This is a genomic window from Cellulomonas fimi, from assembly GCF_012952065.1.
GTDB classification, from domain to species: Bacteria; Actinomycetota; Actinomycetes; order Actinomycetales; family Cellulomonadaceae; genus Pengzhenrongella; species Pengzhenrongella fimi_A.
In genome coordinates this window covers 66,549-83,727 of the sequence record NZ_JABCJJ010000001.1, presented here as the reverse complement: position 1 = coordinate 83,727, position 17,179 = coordinate 66,549, and the positions used below count along the sequence as shown (strand labels likewise).

The following is a 17,179-nucleotide window of genomic DNA, read 5'->3' as shown; positions in this document are numbered from 1 at the left end:
GGTCGCTCACCTTCCGGTCCCGCCGTACACGACGGCCTCGTCCTCGGTGCTGTCGAGCTCGAACGCCGAGTGGGCGGCGCGCACGGCGTCGTCCAGGTGGTCGGCGCGCGTGACGACGGAGATGCGGATCTCCGAGGTCGAGATCATCTCAAGGTTGATGCCCGCGGCGCTGAGCGCCGCGAAGAGCTTCGCGGAGACGCCGGGGTGCGACCGCATCCCCGCGCCGACGAGCGACAGCTTGCCGATCGTGTCGTCGTACTGCAGCGAGTCGTAGCCGATCTCGGCCTGCGCCGCGGTCAGCGCCGCGATGCAGTGCTGACCGTCGGTCGCGGGGAGCGTGAACGAGATGTCGGTCAGCCCCGTCGCGGCGACCGACACGTTCTGCACGATCATGTCGATGTTGACCTCGGCACCGGCGACGACCTCGAAGATCTTCGCGGCCTTGCCGGGCACGTCGGGGACGCCGACCACGGTGATCTTGGCCTCGCTCCGGTCGTGCGCGACGCCGGAGATGATCGGCTCCTCCACGGTTCCTGCTCCTTCGATCTCGTCCGTGACCAGTGTGCCCTCGCGCCCCGAGAACGAGGAGCGCACGTGCACCGGCACCCCGTACCGGCGGGCGTACTCGACGCAGCGCAGCCCGAGCACCTTCGCGCCGCTCGCCGCCATCTCCATCATCTCGTCGTAGCTGATCCGCGGGATCCGCCGGGCGGACGGCACGATGCGCGGGTCGGCCGTGAAGACGCCGTCGACGTCGGTGTAAATCTCGCAGATGTCGGCGTGCAGCGCGGCGGCGAGTGCGACCGCCGTCGTGTCCGAGCCGCCGCGGCCCAGGGTGGTGACGTCGTTCGTGTGCTGCGTGACGCCCTGGAAGCCGGCGACGATCGCGACAGCGCCCTCCGCGAGCGTCGACGTGATGCGCCCGGGCGCGACGTCGATGATGCGGGCCTTGCCGTAGCGCGTGTCGGTGATGACGCCGGCCTGCTGACCCGTGAACGACTTCGCCTCGACGCCGAGCGACTCGATCGCCATCGCGAGGAGCGCCATCGAGATGCGCTCGCCTGCTGTGAGCAGGATGTCCATCTCGCGCGAGGGCGGCATCGGCGTGACCTCGTTCGCGAGGTCGATGAGGTTGTCGGTGGTGTCACCCATCGCCGAGACGACCACCACGACGTCGTTCCCCCCGCGCTTCGCCTCGGCGATCCGTTTCGCCACGCGCTTGATGCTGGTCGCGTCGGCGACGGACGATCCGCCGTACTTCTGGACGATCAGGGCCACGGTCCGAGCTCCGGATTCCTCTGGGGACAGGCGGCCGAGTCTAGGTGCGGCCACCCTCCGGACCCGGTCCCGCTCACATCGCGGACCCCTTCTCGTTGTCAGAACGACGCGACGCTCAGGGCTCACGTGGGTCTGACGACGTGGCGCGCGGGTGAGTCGCGCGGGTGAGTCTCGTGGGCGGTGGCGGGCGAGCGGTCGACCTCTCAGGCGAAGACGTCCCAGCCGAGCCGGACGATCAACGCGCCGACCACCACGACGAACACGACCCGGACGAACGCGCTGCCCTTCGCGACCGCCATCCGTGCGCCGAGGTACGCGCCGGCGATGTTGGCGACCCCCACCGCGAGCCCGAGCTTCCACAGCGGCGCGCCCTGGACCGCGAACACCGCGAGCGCCCCGAGGTTCGTCGCGGCGTTGACGATCTTCGCCTGCGCCGACGCCTCGAGGAACGCGAACCCGAGCACGCCCACGAGCGCGATCACGAGGAACGTGCCGGTCCCGGGGCCGAGCAGCCCGTCGTAGAAGCCGATGACCGCGCCGATCGCCGCCGCGGCGCCGGTGTGCCGCCGACCCGCCCACCGCAGCGCGGTCGACCTGCCGACGCTCGGCCGCGCGACCGTGTAGACGGCGACGAGCACGAGTGCCACCAGGATGACCGGACGGAACACGGCCTCCGGCAGCGAGCTCGCGAGCGCCGCTCCCCCGGCGGCCCCGCCGAGGGCCGCGAGCGCGGTCGGGAGCGCCGTGCTCATGTCCGGCCCCACGCGCCGGTAGTACGTCACGGCGCTCACCGAGGTGCCCATGATCCCGGCCAGCTTGTTGGTCGCGAGCGCCTGCACGGGGCTCATCCCCGGGACGAGCAGCAGCGCCGGCAGCTGCACCAGACCGCCACCGCCCACGACGGCGTCGATCCAGCCCGCGGCGAAGCCGGCGAGGACCAGGAGCAGGAGGGTGGCGCCCGCGATCTCGACGCCGCCGGACGTCACGCGCGCGCCGAACGGGTGACGGTCTGCAGCACGGCGCTGGTCTATCACACGCGTCGCACGCGCGTCGCAACGGGTCCCACGAGCGGCTCTGCCGCACAGGACAGCGCTCGCGTAGGTTCGGCGCATGTCTCTCAGCGTGCGCGCGGTGCACCGGTCGTTCGGGACGGTCCGCGCGCTCGACGGCGTCAGCCTCGAGGCTCGGCCCGGTGCCGTCACGGCCCTGATCGGCCCCAACGGGTCGGGCAAGACGACGCTCCTGCTGATCCTCGCGGGACTGCTCGTGCCGGACGCGGGCGAGGTGCGGGTCGGCGGGTACGACGTCGCCGTCCACGGCTACGCCGCCCGTGCCCGGACAGGCTGGATGCCCGACGCCTTCGGCACGTGGGACTCGCTGACCGCGCGCGAGGTGCTCCGCACGTTCGCGGCGGCCTACCGGATGGCACCCGACCGAGGCGCGGCGCGCGCCGCCGAGCTGCTCGAGACCGTGCACCTCACCGAGTTCGCCGACCGCCCCGCCAGCGTGCTGTCTCGCGGGCAGAAGCAGCGGCTCGGCCTGGCGCGGGCGCTCGTCCACGACCCGGAGGTCCTGCTGCTCGACGAGCCCGCGAGCGGTCTCGACCCGCGGTCCCGCGTCGACCTGCGCGTGCTGCTGCGTCGGCTCGCGGCCGAGGGCAGGACGGTGCTGGTGTCGAGCCACGTGCTCACCGAGCTCGACGAGATGGCCGACGACGCGGTGTTCCTCTCGCGCGGGCGCACCGCGGCGTCGGGCAGCGTCGCGAGCGCCGAGGCGGGGCCGCGGACCTGGCGCCTGCGCGCGCTGTCCTTCCCGGCTCTGACCCGCTGGCTCGACTCGGCCGGCGCCGCCTGGCGACCGGACGACGACGCGGACGGGCGGGGTGCTGGGCCGGATTCTGGGCCAGATTCTGGGCCGGGTGCTGGGCCGGGTGCTGGGCCGGGGGGTGTGCTGGTCGAGGTGCAGGGCGAGGAGGGTGCTGCGGCCCTGCTGCGCGACGCCGTCGCGGCGGGCGTCCCCGTGACCTCGTTGGCACCCGCGGGCGGCGCTCTCGAGCAGGCGTACCTGGCGCTCGAGGAGGAGCGGCGATGACCACCGAGGTGACCCTGGACGACGCCGCACCCACCCCGGGAGGCGACCCCGCGCCGTCGGGCAGCCCGGCGGAGCAGGGCCCGTGGTCGTTGTCGTGGCACGGCGTGCGGACCGTCGCGGTGCTCGATCTTCGCCAGCGCGTGCGGTCGACGCGGTGGGTCGTGGCGCTGGTCGTGTGGTTCGTGGTGGTCGGGGCGGTCACCGCCCTCACGTGGGCGGCGGTCGGCGCGGCGTTCCCCGGCACGCCGCCGGGCGTCGACACGAGCGGGATGGGGGTGTCGGCTCAGGTGCTTCGCGGGCCGACCATCTTCGGTGTCGTCGTGTTCTTCGTGCTGTTCCTGGGGCTGCTCGTCTCGCCGACCCTGAGCGCGACGTCGATCAACGGCGACCGCGCCGCGGGGACGCTCGCGACGCTCCAGGTCACGCTGCTGACGCCGGGCGAGATCGCCGTCGGCAAGCTCGTCGCGGCCTGGGTGGCGGCGCTCGCCTTCCTCGCGGCCGGCGTGCCGTTCCTCGTGGTCGCGCTCGCGGCCGGGGGCACGCCCGTGGTGTCGGTGGTGGTGTGCCTGGTCGTGCTGGCGGTGCTGCTCGCCGTGGTGTGCGCGATCGGGCTCGGGTTCTCGGCGCTGTCGCCGCGGACGTCGGGCTCCGCCGTCCTGACGTTCCTCGCGGTCGCCGGGCTGACGGTGCTGAGCCCGATCGTGTTCGCCCTCACGCTGCCCGCGGTGACGCAGGAGGAGCCGGTGCGGGTGTGGACCACGTCGGGCGACTACCGGTGGGACGACGACGAGCCGCCGACGTGCACGTGGCAGACCGTCACCATGTCGCGCCCGCACACCGAGCGGACGTGGTGGCTGCTCGCGGTCAACCCGTTCGTCATCCTCGCCGACGCAGCGCCGGAGGTCCGTGTCGAGGAGACGGTCTACACCGCGGACCCGCTCGCGGCGATCCGCACGGGCGTGCGGGAGGCGCGGACCGGACCGGCGGCCGAGGAGGACTGGTGCGGCGGGTTCGCCGAGCTCACGAGCGGCTCGGCCCAGTCGCCGGTGGCCCAGTCGCCGGTCGCCGAGCGCGAGCCCGACCGGAGCGTCGTCTGGCCGTGGGGTCTCGCGGCGAACCTGGCGCTCGGTGGGGCCGGCCTCGCGATCGCGGTGCGTCGCCTCGCGATCCCGCAGCGCACGCTGCCCCGGGGCACGCGCGTCGCCTGAAAGGGCTCAGCGGCCAGGCCTCGGCGGTCAGGGCTGGAGCGCGTCGTACTCCGCCTCGGCCGCGACGTCGTCCTCGACGTCGAGCCGGAGGTGCCCGAGCAGCACCTGGAGCACCCGCAGGACGCTCGAGGCGCGCTCACCCCAGGCGGACAGGTACGAGAACTGCCACCACCAGAGCGCCTCGAGCGTCTGACCGGCCTCGAAGTGCCGCAGACCCTGCGCGACGGCGCCGGCGATCGCCACCAGGTCTCCCGAGATCGAGCTCGTGCCGATCTCGGCGCCCAGGAGCGGGTCGACGATCTCGGCGAACTCGTCGAGACCCTCGAGCACGTTGGCGAGGGCGATCCGCAACGGGTCCACGTCGGGGTCCGGCCCGACGTCGGGCTCGTAGCGCTCGGGCGGCACGACGTCCTGGATCGCGCCGAGTCGCGCGCCGGCGCTGAGCAGGTCGGACACCGCGAGGAGCAGCAGCGGGATCGTGGCCTCGGGATTGCTCCCGGAGCCGACCTCGGTCACCGTGCTCAGGTAGCTCCGGCTCTCCTCGGCCATGGTGCGTGCCACCGCGAGGAGGTCGGCCGCCTCGGCGGCCACCGCCGGATCGATGTCGTTCCCCTGGTCGTCCTGCATCGGCACGGCCGGCATCGTCCCGTCAGGCATCGTCTCGTCAGGCTTCGTCCCGTCAGGCATTGATCCGTCGCCTCCCCTCGAACGCACGGCCGAGGGTCACCTCGTCCGCGTACTCCAGATCGCCGCCCACCGGCAGACCGGACGCGAGCCTGCTCACCGTCAGGCCCATCGGCAGGAGCATCCGCGCGAGGTACGTCGAGGTGGCCTCACCCTCGACGTTGGGGTCGGTCGCCAGGATGACCTCGGTGACCTCGCCGCTCGCGAGCCGCGTGAGCAGCTCCTTGATCCGCAGGTCGTCCGGCCCCACGCCCGCGATCGGGTTGATGGCTCCGCCGAGCACGTGGTACTTGCCGCGGAACTCGCGCGTGCGCTCGATCGCGACGACGTCCTTCGGCTCCTCGACCACGCAGATCACGGTCGTGGACCGCCGGGGGTCGCGGCAGACCCGGCACGTCTCCTCCTGCGTGACGTTGCCGCAGACGTCGCAGAACCGGACGCGCGCCTTGACCTCGGTCAGCGCGTCGACGAGCCGCCGCACCTCGACCGGGTCGACAGCCAGCAGGTGGAAGGCGATCCGCTGCGCGCTCTTGGGCCCGACGCCGGGAAGCCGGCCGAGCTCGTCGATCAGGTCCTGGACCGCGCCTTCGTACACGTCGGCCAGCCTACGGGGTGCCACCGACGCGGAGCCTCCCGGCTCGGCAGAGGCTCAGGACCGGCAGCGGATCACAGCTCGTCGCCGACCTGCTCGTCGATCACGGTCCCGCCGAGCATCTGCGCGATGAGCGGCGGCCCGCTGAGGTGCGACCCGCTGATGTCCGGGTCGTCGGGCGACGGTGAGTCCTCGACCGCCGACGGCGTCGCACCGGTCCGGCGCATCGCCTCGGCGTGCGCCTGCTCGCCGGCCGCGCGCGCGCTCAACCGGGGCGCGACAGCACCGCCCCGTGGGCCACCGGGCTCGTCGTCGTACGGCGGCTCGACCGGGTCGAGGTCGGGCGGCGGCTCGACGTCGGACCACGACGCCTCGGCGCGCACCCGGTCGACCGCCTGCGGTATCGGACGGCCCTCGGCGGGCTGCGACTCCCCCCCGCTCGGTGCGCGACGCTCCGCTCCTGCCCGGCCCGCCGGACCCACTCCCGAGGCCGCGTCCCCCACCGCCACCTCGACCTTCACGTCGAAGCCGAGCGTCTCGCGGACTGCCCGCTGGACCATCTCGTTGTGGATGCCGCCGCGGAGGTCGGTCGCCATGACGGGGTTGGCGAACACCAGGCGGAGCGTCGTCGCGGTGAGCTCCCCGACCTGCGCGTGGTCGCTCACGCGCGCCCACGTGCCGACCTTGAGCCGGCGCAGCGTGTCGAGCACCTCGGGCCACCGCCGACGGAGCACCTCGGTGTCGAGCCCCGGGCTCGACGGCGTCGCGGCGGCGGGCTGGGCGGTCTCACGGGCCGACCCACCCGCGGCAGGCGTCGCGCGCGGGGGCTCCGCCGCCGACGGGCTCGTCCGGCCGCCCGCGGGGGGACGGCTCGAGGTCGCGGGCTGGACAGGGGTCGGCGCGTCGACCCGCGACGTCGGACGGATCGGCGCCGACGACTGCGGGTGCGCGGGCTCACCCGGCGCCACGTCGGACGACGCCGGAGCGGGGCGCTCGGCCGGAGCGGGGACCTCCGCCGGAGCGGGGACCTCGACGACCCGCTCGACGGGCGCCGGTGGCTCGACGGCAGGAGGCGGCGACGGCTCGGCCGGAGCGGGAGTCGGAGGCTCGACAGCCGCGCCCGCACCCCCGGGCGCTGCGCGCCACCCGCGCTCGAGCCGGTCGAGCCGGGCTGCGAGGCCGACCGCGCCGTCGTCGGCGGCGGGCAGCAGCAGGCGCGCGACGAGCAGCTCGAGGTGGAGGCGCGGCGACGTCGCGCCGATCATCTCGGTGAGCGTCGCGTTGACGAGGTCGGCCGCGCGGGACAGCTCGGCGGGGCCGAGGTGCGTGGCCTGCGCGCGCATCCGGGTCAGCTGGTCCGTCGGCACGTCGCGCAGCGCGGCGTCGGCCGCCTCGCCGCTCGCCGCGATGACGATGAGGTCGCGCAGGCGCTCGAGCAGGTCCTCGACGAAGCGGCGGGGCTCGTGGCCGGTCGAGATGACGCGCTCGACCACGCGGAACGCGCTCGCGCCGTCGTTCGCGGCGACCGCCTCGACCACGTCGTCGAGCAGGGTGGTGTGGGTGTAGCCGAGCAGCGCGACGGCGCGCTCGTAGTCGATGGTGCTGTCCGCGGCGCCGGCGACCAGCTGGTCGAGCACCGACAGCGAGTCGCGCACCGACCCGGCGCCGGCGCGGATCACGAGCGGCAGCACGCCCGTGCCGACGGACACGCCCTCGGCCGCGCACAGCTGCTCGAGGTACCCGGTCAGCACGTCCGGCGGCACGAGCCGGAACGGGTAGTGGTGCGTGCGCGAGCGGATGGTCCCGATGACCTTGTCCGGCTCGGTCGTCGCGAAGATGAACATGACATGCTCGGGCGGCTCCTCGACGATCTTGAGCAGCGCGTTGAAGCCCTGCGGCGTCACCATGTGCGCCTCGTCGAGGATGAAGATCTTGAACCGGTCCCGCGCCGGCGCGAAGGTGGCCCGCTCGCGGAGCTCGCGCGCGTCGTCGACCCCGCCGTGGCTGGCCGCGTCGATCTCGACGACGTCGAGCGAGCCCGGGCCCCCGCGCGCCAGCTCGAGGCACGACTCGCACGCACCGCACGGGGTGTCGGTCGGGCCGGCCGCGCAGTTGAGGCAGCGCGCGAGGATGCGGGCCGACGTCGTCTTGCCGCAGCCCCGCGGGCCGCTGAACAGGTACGCGTGGTTGACCCTGCCGGAGCGCAACGCCTGCATGAGCGGCTCGGTGACGTGCTGCTGCCCGATGACCTCGGCAAAGTTCTCGGGCCGGTAGCGGCGGTACAGGGCTGTCGTCACGCACCGAACCATAGACGCCGATCCTGACGCTGCTCATCCCTCGTGGTCCCTCTCCGCACGGCACACTGGGCCGATGACCGAGCGCGAGACGCCACCCCTGCCGCCCACCCGGCCCGCCACCGACGACCGTGCCCCGGCGCGCTCCCGGGAGCGACTCCCGGCCTCGCTGCTCGGTGGCGCGGTCGCCTGCGTCTGGTACGCGCTGCCCGACTACGTGACGAGCCCGCGGGACCGCGCGCTGGTCAAGACCGTCCTGCTCGTCCCGGCGGGCCTCTACGGCGCGTGGCTCGGCCGAGACGTGCGCGCCACCGCCGCCGGGGCCGGCGAGCTTGCCGACGACGCGGAGCGGGCCGGCCCCGCCGACGCCCCGGGCACACCCTCGCGCGACACGCCGCTGCTCAGGCTTCCCCCGCCCGCGCAGGTCGCGCTCGGACTCGGCGCCCTCGTGGTCCTCGCGACCGGGACGGTGGCCGCCGAACGCGGCACCTACCGGTTCGGTGAGCAGCTCGCCCGAGGCGGCGTGAGCCGCCCGCACACCAGGATCGGCCTCGCGCTCGGCGCCCTCACCGTGCTGACGGACCTGGCCGGCGAGCGCGCCTCCCGCGCCGGGGCCACCTGATCCGCCTCCACCGACCCGACGGGCCCGTCCCGGGGAGGGCGGTGTCGCGGGCTGGCTCCTCAGCGGCATGCGAGGACCCCCCGCACACCCGCCAGAGCTCACCTGCCCTTGCTGCCTTCCGGCCCTGGGGGAGTTCAGCGAGATGACGCCGCACGAGGGGTCTGCCGCCGATCCTAACAAGCCTTCGCGGCTGTCACGGACCTCGGCCACGGACCTGGACCTGGACCCAGACCTGTGACGCAGTACCTGGACTCCCTCGCGGCCGAGGGAGACTTCGCCCAGTTCTTCGCTCCCGACGTGACGATGACGATCGTCGAGACGGGCGACACGATCACCGGGCGCGACGCGGTCCGGGACGCGGGGCGATCACGGCGCTGCGCGGGTACCTGCCGATGACGGCGGTCCTGCAGCAGCTCCAGCAGGCAGCGGCGGCGAGTGCCGCGAGCGCGTAGCCCGGGCGCGAGCCGGCCGGTGTCTTGTCACGCAAGTATTTGCTTGCCTATAGTTCCTCCATGGGTGACGTGTTCAAGGCGCTCGCCGACCCGACCCGCCGGGCGATCCTCGACGAGCTGGTCGAGCGGGACGGCCAGACGCTCTTCGAGCTCTGCGCCCGCCTGGTGACCAAGCACGGCCTGAGCTCCTCCCGGCAGGCGATCTCCCAGCATCTCGAGGTGCTGGAGGACGCCGGCCTGATCCGGACGAGGCGTGAGGGGAAGTACAAGTTCCACGACGTCGACACCGCGCCGCTGCGGGCCGTCGTCGACCGCTGGCCCGTCCGACCCACCGACAAGGAGTCCCGATGCCCCGGATCCACCTGAGCAGCGTGTTCGTCGACGACCAGGAGAAGGCGCTGCGCTTCTACACCGACGTCCTGGGCTTCGTGAAGAAGTACGACGTCCCGATGGGCGAGGACCGCTGGCTCACCGTCGTCTCCGCCGAGGACCCCGACGGGACCGAGCTGCTGCTCGAGCCCAGCGGCCACCCCGCCGTCGGACCCTACAAGGAGGCGCTCGTGGCCGACGGCATCCCCGCCACGGCGTTCGCGGTCGACGACGTGCAGGCCGAGTACGAGCGGCTCGTCGGGCTCGGCGTGACGTTCACCCAGGCCCCGCTCACGATGGGCCCCGTGACGACGGCCGTGCTCGACGACACCTGCGGCAACCTGATCCAGCTCGCCGCCATGGCCTGACCCGGCGAGCCACCCGGCGAGCCACCTCGCGGGTCACTTTCACGGCCGGATATTTCGCGGCCGGGTGATTTCACCGCCGGGTGATTTCACCGCCGGGTGATTTCACGAGAGCGTCGAGCTGCGCTTCGCCCTCCCCCGGACCGACGCCGAGAACCGGCTCGACGCCGACGGGCCGCTCGTCGCCCACATCGACGCCCGCGAGCTCGACGCCCTGGACGACGACGACGAGTACGGCCGCGCGCTGGGCCGTGGCTTGTTCGCCGGCGCCATCGGCACCGCGTTCCGCACGGCCGTCGCGACGTCGCAGAGCCAGGGGGTCAGGCTGCGCGTCCGGCTCGTGATCGGGCCGAGCGCCACGGCGCTGCACGGGATCCGCTGGGAGACGCTGCGCGACCCGAGCGACGGCACCACGCTCCTCACCAACGAGAACGTGCTGTTCTCCCGCTACCTCGGCAGCCTGGACTGGCGGCCGGTCGGCGTCCGCCCGCGCGGCGACCTGCGCGCGCTCGCGGTGGTCGCGGCGCCGTCGAACCTCGACGAGATCAGCGCGGGGCGGCCGCTCGCCCCGGTCCCGGTCGAGACCGAGCTCGAGCGCGCGCGCGAGGGCATGGCGGGGCTCCGGCTGGTCGAGCTGCCCGGCGCCGCGCGGCCCACGGCCGCGAACCTGCTCGCCGAGCTGCGGACGGGGTACGACGTCGTCTACCTCGTCTGCCACGGCTACCTCGCCAACGACGAGCCCGTCCTGCTGCTCGAGGACGACGACGGCCGCGCGGCACCGATGCTGGGCAGCGAGCTGGTCGACCACCTGCGCTCGCTCACCCGCACGCCGCGGCTCGTGTTCCTCGCGTCGTGCCAGAGCGCAGGCGCCGGGGCCGACCGCCGGAGCGAGGACGCCGGGGTGCTCGCAGCCCTGGGACCGCGACTGGCCGAGACCGGCGTGCCCGCCGTCCTCGCGATGCAGGGCAACGTGTCGATGCGGACCGCGGGCGAGTTCACCAAGGCGTTCTTCGAGGCGCTCGACGAGGACGGGCTCGTGGACCGGGCGACGGCGGTCGCGCGGTCGGTCGTGCGCGAGCGGCCCGACTGGTGGGTGCCCGCGCTGTTCATGCGGCTCAAGAGCGGCCGGCTCTGGTACGTCCCCGGCACCGCGCCGGGCGGCGAGAAGTTCGACAAGTGGCCCTCGCTCGTCACCGACATCGTCGCGGGCAAGTGCACGCCGATCGTCGGCCCGGGGATCAGTGACGCCCTCCTCGGCACCCGGCAGGAGATCGCGAGGAGCTGGGCGCGCAGCTACCGGTTCCCGATGGCCCCGCACAACCGCGAGAGCCTGCCGCAGGTCGCCCAGTACCTGTCGATCAACCAGAACCGCCGCTTCCCGCGGCTCGAGCTCGAGGCCCACCTGCGCCGCACGCTCCTCGAGCGCTACGGCGACGAGCTCCCGCCGATGCCCGACGACGGCGCCCGGGTCCCGCTCGAGGAGCTCCTCGCGCAGGCCTGGAGCGTGCGGCACGCGCGCGGGGTGACCGAGCCGTACTCGGTGCTCGCCGAGCTGCCGACGCCGATCTACGTGACGACGCAGCCGTCACGCCTGCTGGCGAACGCGCTCGAGGACGCCGGGCGCGCGCCCGAGGTCGAGCTGTGCCGGTGGCGCGAGGACGGGTACTGGCCGGAGTCCGTGTTCGAGCGTGAGCCGGGCTACCGACCGTCGGTGCAGCGCCCGCTCGTCTACCACCTGCTCGGCCTGATCGACGAGCCGGAGTCCCTCGTGCTCACCGAGGACGACTACTTCGACTTCCTCATCGGCGTCACGCGCAACCAGGACCTGGTGCCGTCGGTCGTGCGGCGCGCACTGTCGGACTCCGCGCTCATGTTCGTCGGCTTCCGCATCGACGAGTGGGACTTCCGCGTGCTCTACCGCAGCCTCATGAACGCCGAGGGCGGCCGCAGGCGTGACGACTACACGCACGTCGCGGTCCAGATCGACCCCGAGGAGGGCACGACGATCGACGCCGAGCGCGCGCGCCGTTACCTCGAGAGCTACTTCCGGAACTCGCACATCAGCCTGTACTGGGGCAGCACCGAGAGCTTCGTCAAGGAGCTGCACGACGAGTGGGGCTCCCGGCGGTGACCAGCGAGGTCACGGCCGTCCGCACCGACAACCCCTACGTCGGCCCGACGTCCTTCACCGCCGGCGACCCGCTCTACGGGCGCACGCGGGCGCGCGACGAGCTGCTCGACCTGGTCGTGGCCGAGCGGATCGTGCTGCTCTACTCGCCGTCGGGCGCGGGCAAGACGTCGCTGCTCCAGGCCGCGCTGATCGGCGCCCTCGAGGACGCGAAGTTCGAGGTGCTGCCGATCGTCCGGGTCACGCACACCGTCGAGACCGACCCGCGGCTCGTGGCCCCCCGCAACCGCTACCTGCTCAGCACGCTGCTGTCGCTCGAGGAGAACGTCCCGCCGCACCTCCAGCGCTCGATCGGCGAGCTCGCGGGCCTGTCGCTGTCCGAGTACCTGCGCCTGCGTCCCGACCTCGACGGCCGCCCGGGGAACGAGGTGCTCATCTTCGACCAGTTCGAGGAGGTCCTCACCGCGGACCCCACGGACGAGGACGCCAAGCGCGAGTTCTTCGCCGAGCTCGGCGAGACGCTGCGTGACCGCCAGCACTGGGCGGTCTTCGCGATGCGGGAGGACTTCCTCGCGGCTCTCGACCCGTACCTCCGGTACGTGCCGACCCGCTTCCGAACGCGGTACCGGCTCGACCTGCTGACCGCCGACCAGGCGTTGGAGGCGGTGGTCGAGCCGGCGCGCGAGGCAGGCGTGACCTTCACCGACGACGCCGCGCACCAGCTGGTCGACGAGCTGCGGCGGGTGCGGGTCCAGCGCCCGACGGGGACGACCGAGGCGCTCGGCGCCTACGTCGAGCCCGTCCAGCTCCAGGTCGCCTGCCACCGCCTGTGGTCCCGGCTGCCCGCCGGCGCCACGCAGATCACCGAGGCGGAGGGGTCCGCGCTCGGTGACGTCGGCGAGTCGCTCGCCTGGTACTACGCGCACAGCGTCAGCCAGGCGGTCGACGACGTCAACGGCACCCGCACGGGCGTCCGCGAGGGCGACGTGCGCGACTGGTTCGAGGAGCGCCTCATCACGCCGCAGGGCCTGCGCGGCCAGGTCCTCGAGGGGCCGCTCGGCGGCGGTGAGGAGGACCGCGCGCTCCTGGACAGGCTCCTGGGCGCCCACCTCGTGCGCGCCGAGACGCGGCGGCAGGCCACGTGGTACGAGCTCGCGCACGACAGCTTCATCGAGCCGGTCATGCGCGACAACGCGGCCTGGCGCATGTCCCACCTCATGGACTTCCAGCGTGCCGCCCTGCTCTGGGACGCCGAGAAGCGACCCGACCGGCTGCTGCTCGTCGGGCCTGCGCTGGCGCAGGCCGACGCCGACGCCGAGCGGGTCCCCGGGCCGCTCAACGCGCGCGAGACCGAGTTCCTCGTGGCGTCCCGACAGGCCGACGAGCGGCAGCAGCGCGACCTGCGCAACGCGGTCCGCATGCGGCGGCTCGCACAGGGCCTGGCCGCGGCGGGCGTCGTCGCCGTCGTCCTGCTCGTCACGACCGCCGTGCTCTACCTCGGCGCCCGCACCGCCCGTAGCGAGGCGGAGGCGCAGGAGCGGCAGCAGAGCCTCCTGGTCGGCACGCTGCGCAACCTCGAGTGGGACCTGGAGACGAGCGTCGTGCTGGCCGGGGCGCTCGCGGGCATGGTCGGCGACGAGGGGCTCGAGCCGAACATGCGCGACGTGGTGTCGATGGCCGTGAGCGCCTCCCCCACCGAGGTCGTGATCGGGGACCACGAGGGCCCGGTCAACTCGGCGGCGATCTCGCAGGACCTCACGTCCGTCGTGACGGGGTACTCGAACCTGGTTCAGCTCTGGAGCTGGGAGACCGGTGAGCTCCTCGCGCGCTACGAGGTCCCGCCCGACGTCGTCGTGAACGCCGTCGACCTCGACGCGGACGCGAGCACGGTGCTCATCGGGCTCGACGACGGCTCCGTGCTGCTCTGGGACGTGCCCTCGGGCGAGGCGCTGCCCTGGGGCGACGGGCTCGACGACGCGGTGTGGCAGGTCGCGCTCTCCTCCCAGGGCGATCGGATCGCCGTGCTCGACGCCGGCGGGCGGTACACCGTCGGGCCGCGCGCGGGAGGCGAGCGGGTCGCGGTCGCGGACCCGGGCACGACCGGCTACGGCGCGGCCTTCAGCCCCGACGGCAGCGCGCTCGCCACGATCAGCGACGACGTCGACCTGGTCTTCTGGGACCCGGTCACCGGGGCCGAGCGCGGACGCATCGTCATGGCCGAGCCGGCGGTCAACCTCACCTACAGCGAGGACGGCACCAGCCTGGCGACCGTCGGCGCGTACGGGACGGTCACGATCTGGGACCTCGCCTCCGGCACCCCGCTCCACCCCCCGAACGAGGACACCGAGGCCGACTACCGAGCCGTCAACCGCGACTTCACGCGGGTGATCTCGATGGCAGCGTGGGGCGAGGTCCGCGTCCAGGACCTCCGCTCCGGGATCCAGCTCGCCGACGTGTTCGTGCCCGGCGCCGACCTCGTGGCGGCGGTGTTCGACCCGGTCGACGAGACGCGCGTCCTCGTGCTGCCGGCGACAGGGAGCCCTGCCGTCTGGCGCACCGAGCCCGCGGAGCCTGTCCGGGCCGTGGCCTACGAGGGCGACCTGATCTACAGCGCGCGCACCGACGGGAGCGTCCAGGTGGTCGACGCGTCCGGTCGCCGGCGCACGACCCCCGTGGTGGCCGCCGACGGCGTCGACGGGATCGATGTGGACCCCGACGGTCGGCGGGTCCTCGTGCAGACCGACCTCGGCGATGCCCACGTCTGGGACCTGGAGACCGGCGAGCAGCTGCTCGCCCTGTCCGCAGGTGACGGCTGGTTCGTCGACGCCCGGTTCAGCGCCGACGGCCGCTCGGTCGTGACGGGCGACGAGCAGGGACGAGTCGCACGGTGGGACGCGAGCACCGGCTACGAGATCGAGGAGCTCGCCCCCGCACAGGCCGAGGGACTCTCGTTCGTCGGGCTCTCGCCCGAGGCCACCCACGTGGTCCTCGTGTACAGCACGCCGGTGCGTGTGGACGACGACGCCCCGACCCTCGTGGCGGGCGTCGTGATCGCGCTGGACGGGACCGAGCAGACCGCGACGCTCCGGTTCCCCGCCGATGCCGGTGAGCGTCGGGTGGACCAGCCCGCAGCCCAGCCGGTCGTGAGCGCCGTCGCCATGTCCGAGGACGGCACGCACGTCGCGCTGGCCACCGAGCAGGGAGCGGCGGCGGTCTTCGACGCCGACGACGGTGCGCTCGTCTCCATGCCGAACCTGCACACGCAGCCGATCGACGGGATCACCTTCACGCGCGACGGCCGGCTGCTGACGTTCGCGGCCGACCGGCAGGTCGTGCTGTCGGAGCCGGAGTCGGGCGAGACGCTGCGGACGGTCGTCTTCAACTCCTACCTCCAGACGGCCGGCCTCACCGGCGACGGGCAGCGGGTCGCGGCGTACATGCTGAACGGCTCGTTCGTGAGCCTCCCGCTGGACGACGCGAGCCTCCTCGATCTGGTCCGCTCCAAGGCGACCCGAGCGCCGACCGAGACCGAGTGCCGCGTCTACCAGCTGGGTTGCTGAGCAGGTCTACCAGCTGGGTTGCTGAGCAGGTCTACCAGCTGGGTTGCTGAGCAGGTCTACCAGCTGGGTTGCTGAGCAGGTCTACCAGCTGGGTTGCTGAGCAGCCGGCCGGACGGCTGAGCAAGGGGTCTGCGGTCCCGCTCAGGTGAGCGCGGCCTGCCACATCGCGTGCGCGACCGGTTCCTTCGCGATGTCGCTGTGCGCGCCCATCGCGCCCTGGTACTCCGAGATCACGTCGTCGGCCCGCAGGTTGTGGACGATCCCTGGCCGCAAGGCGTAGGGCTGGTCGGCGGCGTGGAGGTCGTCGTCGACGATGGCGATGCCCGGGCCGCGGATCCCGAAGGTGCCGATCGCGCCGTAGGTGGGCAGGTCGCCCGGGCCGTGGTCGACCTGGCCGTAGTCGACCCGGCCGTAGTCGACCTGGCCGCGGGCCCCGGCGCCGAGCGGGTAGAAGACGCGCACGGCACGGTCGTGCACCGAGGTGGTGACGACGGTCGGCCCGGCCACCAGGCCGTCGGCGACGACGCGGTGGAACCACCCGGCGCGCGCGGGCGCCGACGGGATGCTCCGGCAGAACGACCAGTGCGACATCGCGCCCTGGACCAGCGTGAGGGAGTGGACCGGCGTCCGCTCCGACCCGGCCCCGGCCGCGGCGCCGGCAGCACCCGCGAGGCTCGCGGACACCACGATGCAGCCGAAGCTGTGGCCCATGAGGTGGAACCGTGCCGTGGGAGCAGCTCCCTGCAGGTCGGTCAGCAGCCGCGCGATGCCCGTGGACCCGACGTCGGCCGCGCGTCGCTTCATCTGCCAGAACGTGAGGATCCGCAGCGGCGCGAGCACGCCGCCGAGCGACATGCCCCCGAACGAGACGAGCTCGTCGAGCAGGCAGGCCTGGTACGCGGTCTCGGCGTCGAACGGAGCGCGGTCCTCGGCCGGCGACGCGCCCTCCCCCTCGGCGCCCACCCCGGACGCGGCGTCCAGCCGCCGGTACGCCTCGCGCACCTCGTCCGGCAGGGTGACCGGGGCGGCGTCGTCCATGGCGGCGCGGACGATCGTCAGCAGCGCCTCGTGCGCCTCGGGTGAGCTGCCGAAGGCCTCGAGCGCCGACTCGAGCAGGGCGTCGCTCGGCGCGGCGAGCGCTGCGGCGGGGTCGGCTCCGGGGAGGTCGGGGCCGGGGAGGTCGGGGCCGGGGAGCCCGAACGACGCGTCGCCCAGGTCCTCGTCGCCCCAGGCCTTGCTGGGCCAGTGCACCGCCACGATCAGCCCCCGGAAGCCGCCGGGGCGGGCGCGGGCCGCCTCGAGGTCCTGCGTGCACGCCGCCATGGCGTCGATCCAGCGGTCGTACTGGGCGCGGGCCGCGGGGACGTCGCCGTTCCAGCCGTGGCTCATGAGGAACACGTCGGTCGGCGCGCTCGCGGCCGCGTCCTGGAGCGCCTTCTCGCTGTACGCGACCCCGAGCTCGGGCCGCTCGACGCCGGCCGCGTCGAACGCGACGAGGTGGTACTCGGTTCCGCCGGGGGTGGTTTCTCGTCCCAT

General features: G+C 73.6%; 14 protein-coding genes and 1 other RNA gene. 8 read left to right on the top strand and 7 right to left on the bottom strand.

All coding sequences use genetic code 11. The features are described 5' to 3' along the window. Window positions 1-6 precede the first annotated feature (6 nt). Together HIR71_RS00400 and HIR71_RS00395 are read right to left on the bottom strand one after the other, a co-directional pair. Entirely contained in the window at window positions 7-1,278 is a 1,272-nt protein-coding gene (locus HIR71_RS00400; RefSeq protein ID WP_169322630.1) for an aspartate kinase, read from the bottom strand. 203 nt (window positions 1,279-1,481) lie between these two features. Beyond that, window positions 1,482-2,264 carry a sulfite exporter TauE/SafE family protein gene (locus HIR71_RS00395; protein WP_311835995.1) on the bottom strand — a complete coding sequence of 261 codons (783 nt, stop codon included), beginning with the start codon at window positions 2,262-2,264 and terminating at the stop codon, window positions 1,482-1,484. A gap of 124 nt (window positions 2,265-2,388) precedes the next feature. Here HIR71_RS00395 and HIR71_RS00390 point away from each other — a divergent pair, with 124 nt between their 5' ends. Then, a complete protein-coding gene (locus HIR71_RS00390) occupies window positions 2,389-3,369 on the top strand; it encodes an ABC transporter ATP-binding protein (RefSeq protein WP_169322628.1) in 981 nt (326 codons plus the stop codon). Next, window positions 3,366-4,577 carry an ABC transporter permease subunit gene (locus HIR71_RS00385; RefSeq protein WP_169322627.1) on the top strand — a complete coding sequence of 404 codons (1,212 nt, stop codon included), beginning with the start codon at window positions 3,366-3,368 and terminating at the stop codon, window positions 4,575-4,577. The genes HIR71_RS00390 and HIR71_RS00385 overlap by 4 nt, the downstream gene beginning before the upstream one ends. Before the next feature lie 27 nt (window positions 4,578-4,604). On the opposite strand, the gene HIR71_RS00380 is transcribed toward HIR71_RS00385, so the two are convergent. From HIR71_RS00380 to HIR71_RS00370, 3 genes are all read right to left on the bottom strand, one after another. After that, window positions 4,605-5,204, bottom strand: a complete 600-nt coding sequence (locus HIR71_RS00380) for a DUF5063 domain-containing protein (RefSeq protein ID WP_169322841.1) — start codon at window positions 5,202-5,204, stop codon at window positions 4,605-4,607. Window positions 5,205-5,256: 52 nt separating this feature from the next. Beyond that, complete coding sequence (gene recR, locus HIR71_RS00375; protein ID WP_169322840.1) at window positions 5,257-5,856, bottom strand: recombination mediator RecR; 600 nt, start codon at window positions 5,854-5,856, stop codon at window positions 5,257-5,259. 71 nt (window positions 5,857-5,927) lie between these two features. Next, a complete protein-coding gene (locus HIR71_RS00370) occupies window positions 5,928-8,150 on the bottom strand; it encodes a DNA polymerase III subunit gamma and tau (protein WP_169322626.1) in 2,223 nt (740 codons plus the stop codon). Between the two features lie 73 nt (window positions 8,151-8,223). Here HIR71_RS00370 and HIR71_RS00365 point away from each other — a divergent pair, with 73 nt between their 5' ends. Next, window positions 8,224-8,769, top strand: a complete 546-nt coding sequence (locus tag HIR71_RS00365) for a hypothetical protein (RefSeq protein ID WP_169322625.1) — start codon at window positions 8,224-8,226, stop codon at window positions 8,767-8,769. A 68-nt stretch (window positions 8,770-8,837) separates the two neighbouring features. Here the strand turns inward: HIR71_RS00365 and ffs are convergent. Then, window positions 8,838-8,934, bottom strand: an RNA gene (ffs, locus tag HIR71_RS00360) — signal recognition particle sRNA small type. A 69-nt stretch (window positions 8,935-9,003) separates the two neighbouring features. Here ffs and HIR71_RS00355 point away from each other — a divergent pair. From HIR71_RS00355 to HIR71_RS00335, 5 genes are all read left to right on the top strand, one after another. Then, window positions 9,004-9,165 carry a hypothetical protein gene (locus tag HIR71_RS00355; protein WP_169322624.1) on the top strand — a complete coding sequence of 54 codons (162 nt, stop codon included), beginning with the start codon at window positions 9,004-9,006 and terminating at the stop codon, window positions 9,163-9,165. Window positions 9,166-9,281: 116 nt separating this feature from the next. Next, window positions 9,282-9,587, top strand: coding sequence for an ArsR/SmtB family transcription factor (locus HIR71_RS00350; RefSeq protein WP_169322623.1), 306 nt, complete (start codon window positions 9,282-9,284; stop codon window positions 9,585-9,587). Next, the gene (locus HIR71_RS00345; RefSeq protein WP_169322622.1) at window positions 9,569-9,958 is read left to right on the top strand and encodes a VOC family protein; all 390 of its coding nucleotides are present in this window, start codon (window positions 9,569-9,571) and stop codon (window positions 9,956-9,958) included. Before HIR71_RS00350 ends, HIR71_RS00345 begins: the two co-directional genes overlap by 19 nt. A 253-nt stretch (window positions 9,959-10,211) precedes the next feature. Continuing rightward, window positions 10,212-12,086: a CHAT domain-containing protein gene (locus tag HIR71_RS00340; RefSeq protein ID WP_211373599.1), complete on the top strand. Its 1,875-nt coding sequence runs from the start codon at window positions 10,212-10,214 to the stop codon at window positions 12,084-12,086. Further along, on the top strand, window positions 12,068-15,643 hold the full coding sequence (locus HIR71_RS00335; protein ID WP_169322621.1) for a WD40 repeat domain-containing protein: 3,576 nt from the start codon (window positions 12,068-12,070) through the stop codon (window positions 15,641-15,643). The genes HIR71_RS00340 and HIR71_RS00335 overlap by 19 nt, the downstream gene beginning before the upstream one ends. A 141-nt stretch (window positions 15,644-15,784) precedes the next feature. Here the strand turns inward: HIR71_RS00335 and HIR71_RS00330 are convergent, their stop codons facing one another. Then, the gene (locus HIR71_RS00330; RefSeq protein ID WP_169322620.1) at window positions 15,785-17,179 is read right to left on the bottom strand and encodes a hypothetical protein; all 1,395 of its coding nucleotides are present in this window, start codon (window positions 17,177-17,179) and stop codon (window positions 15,785-15,787) included.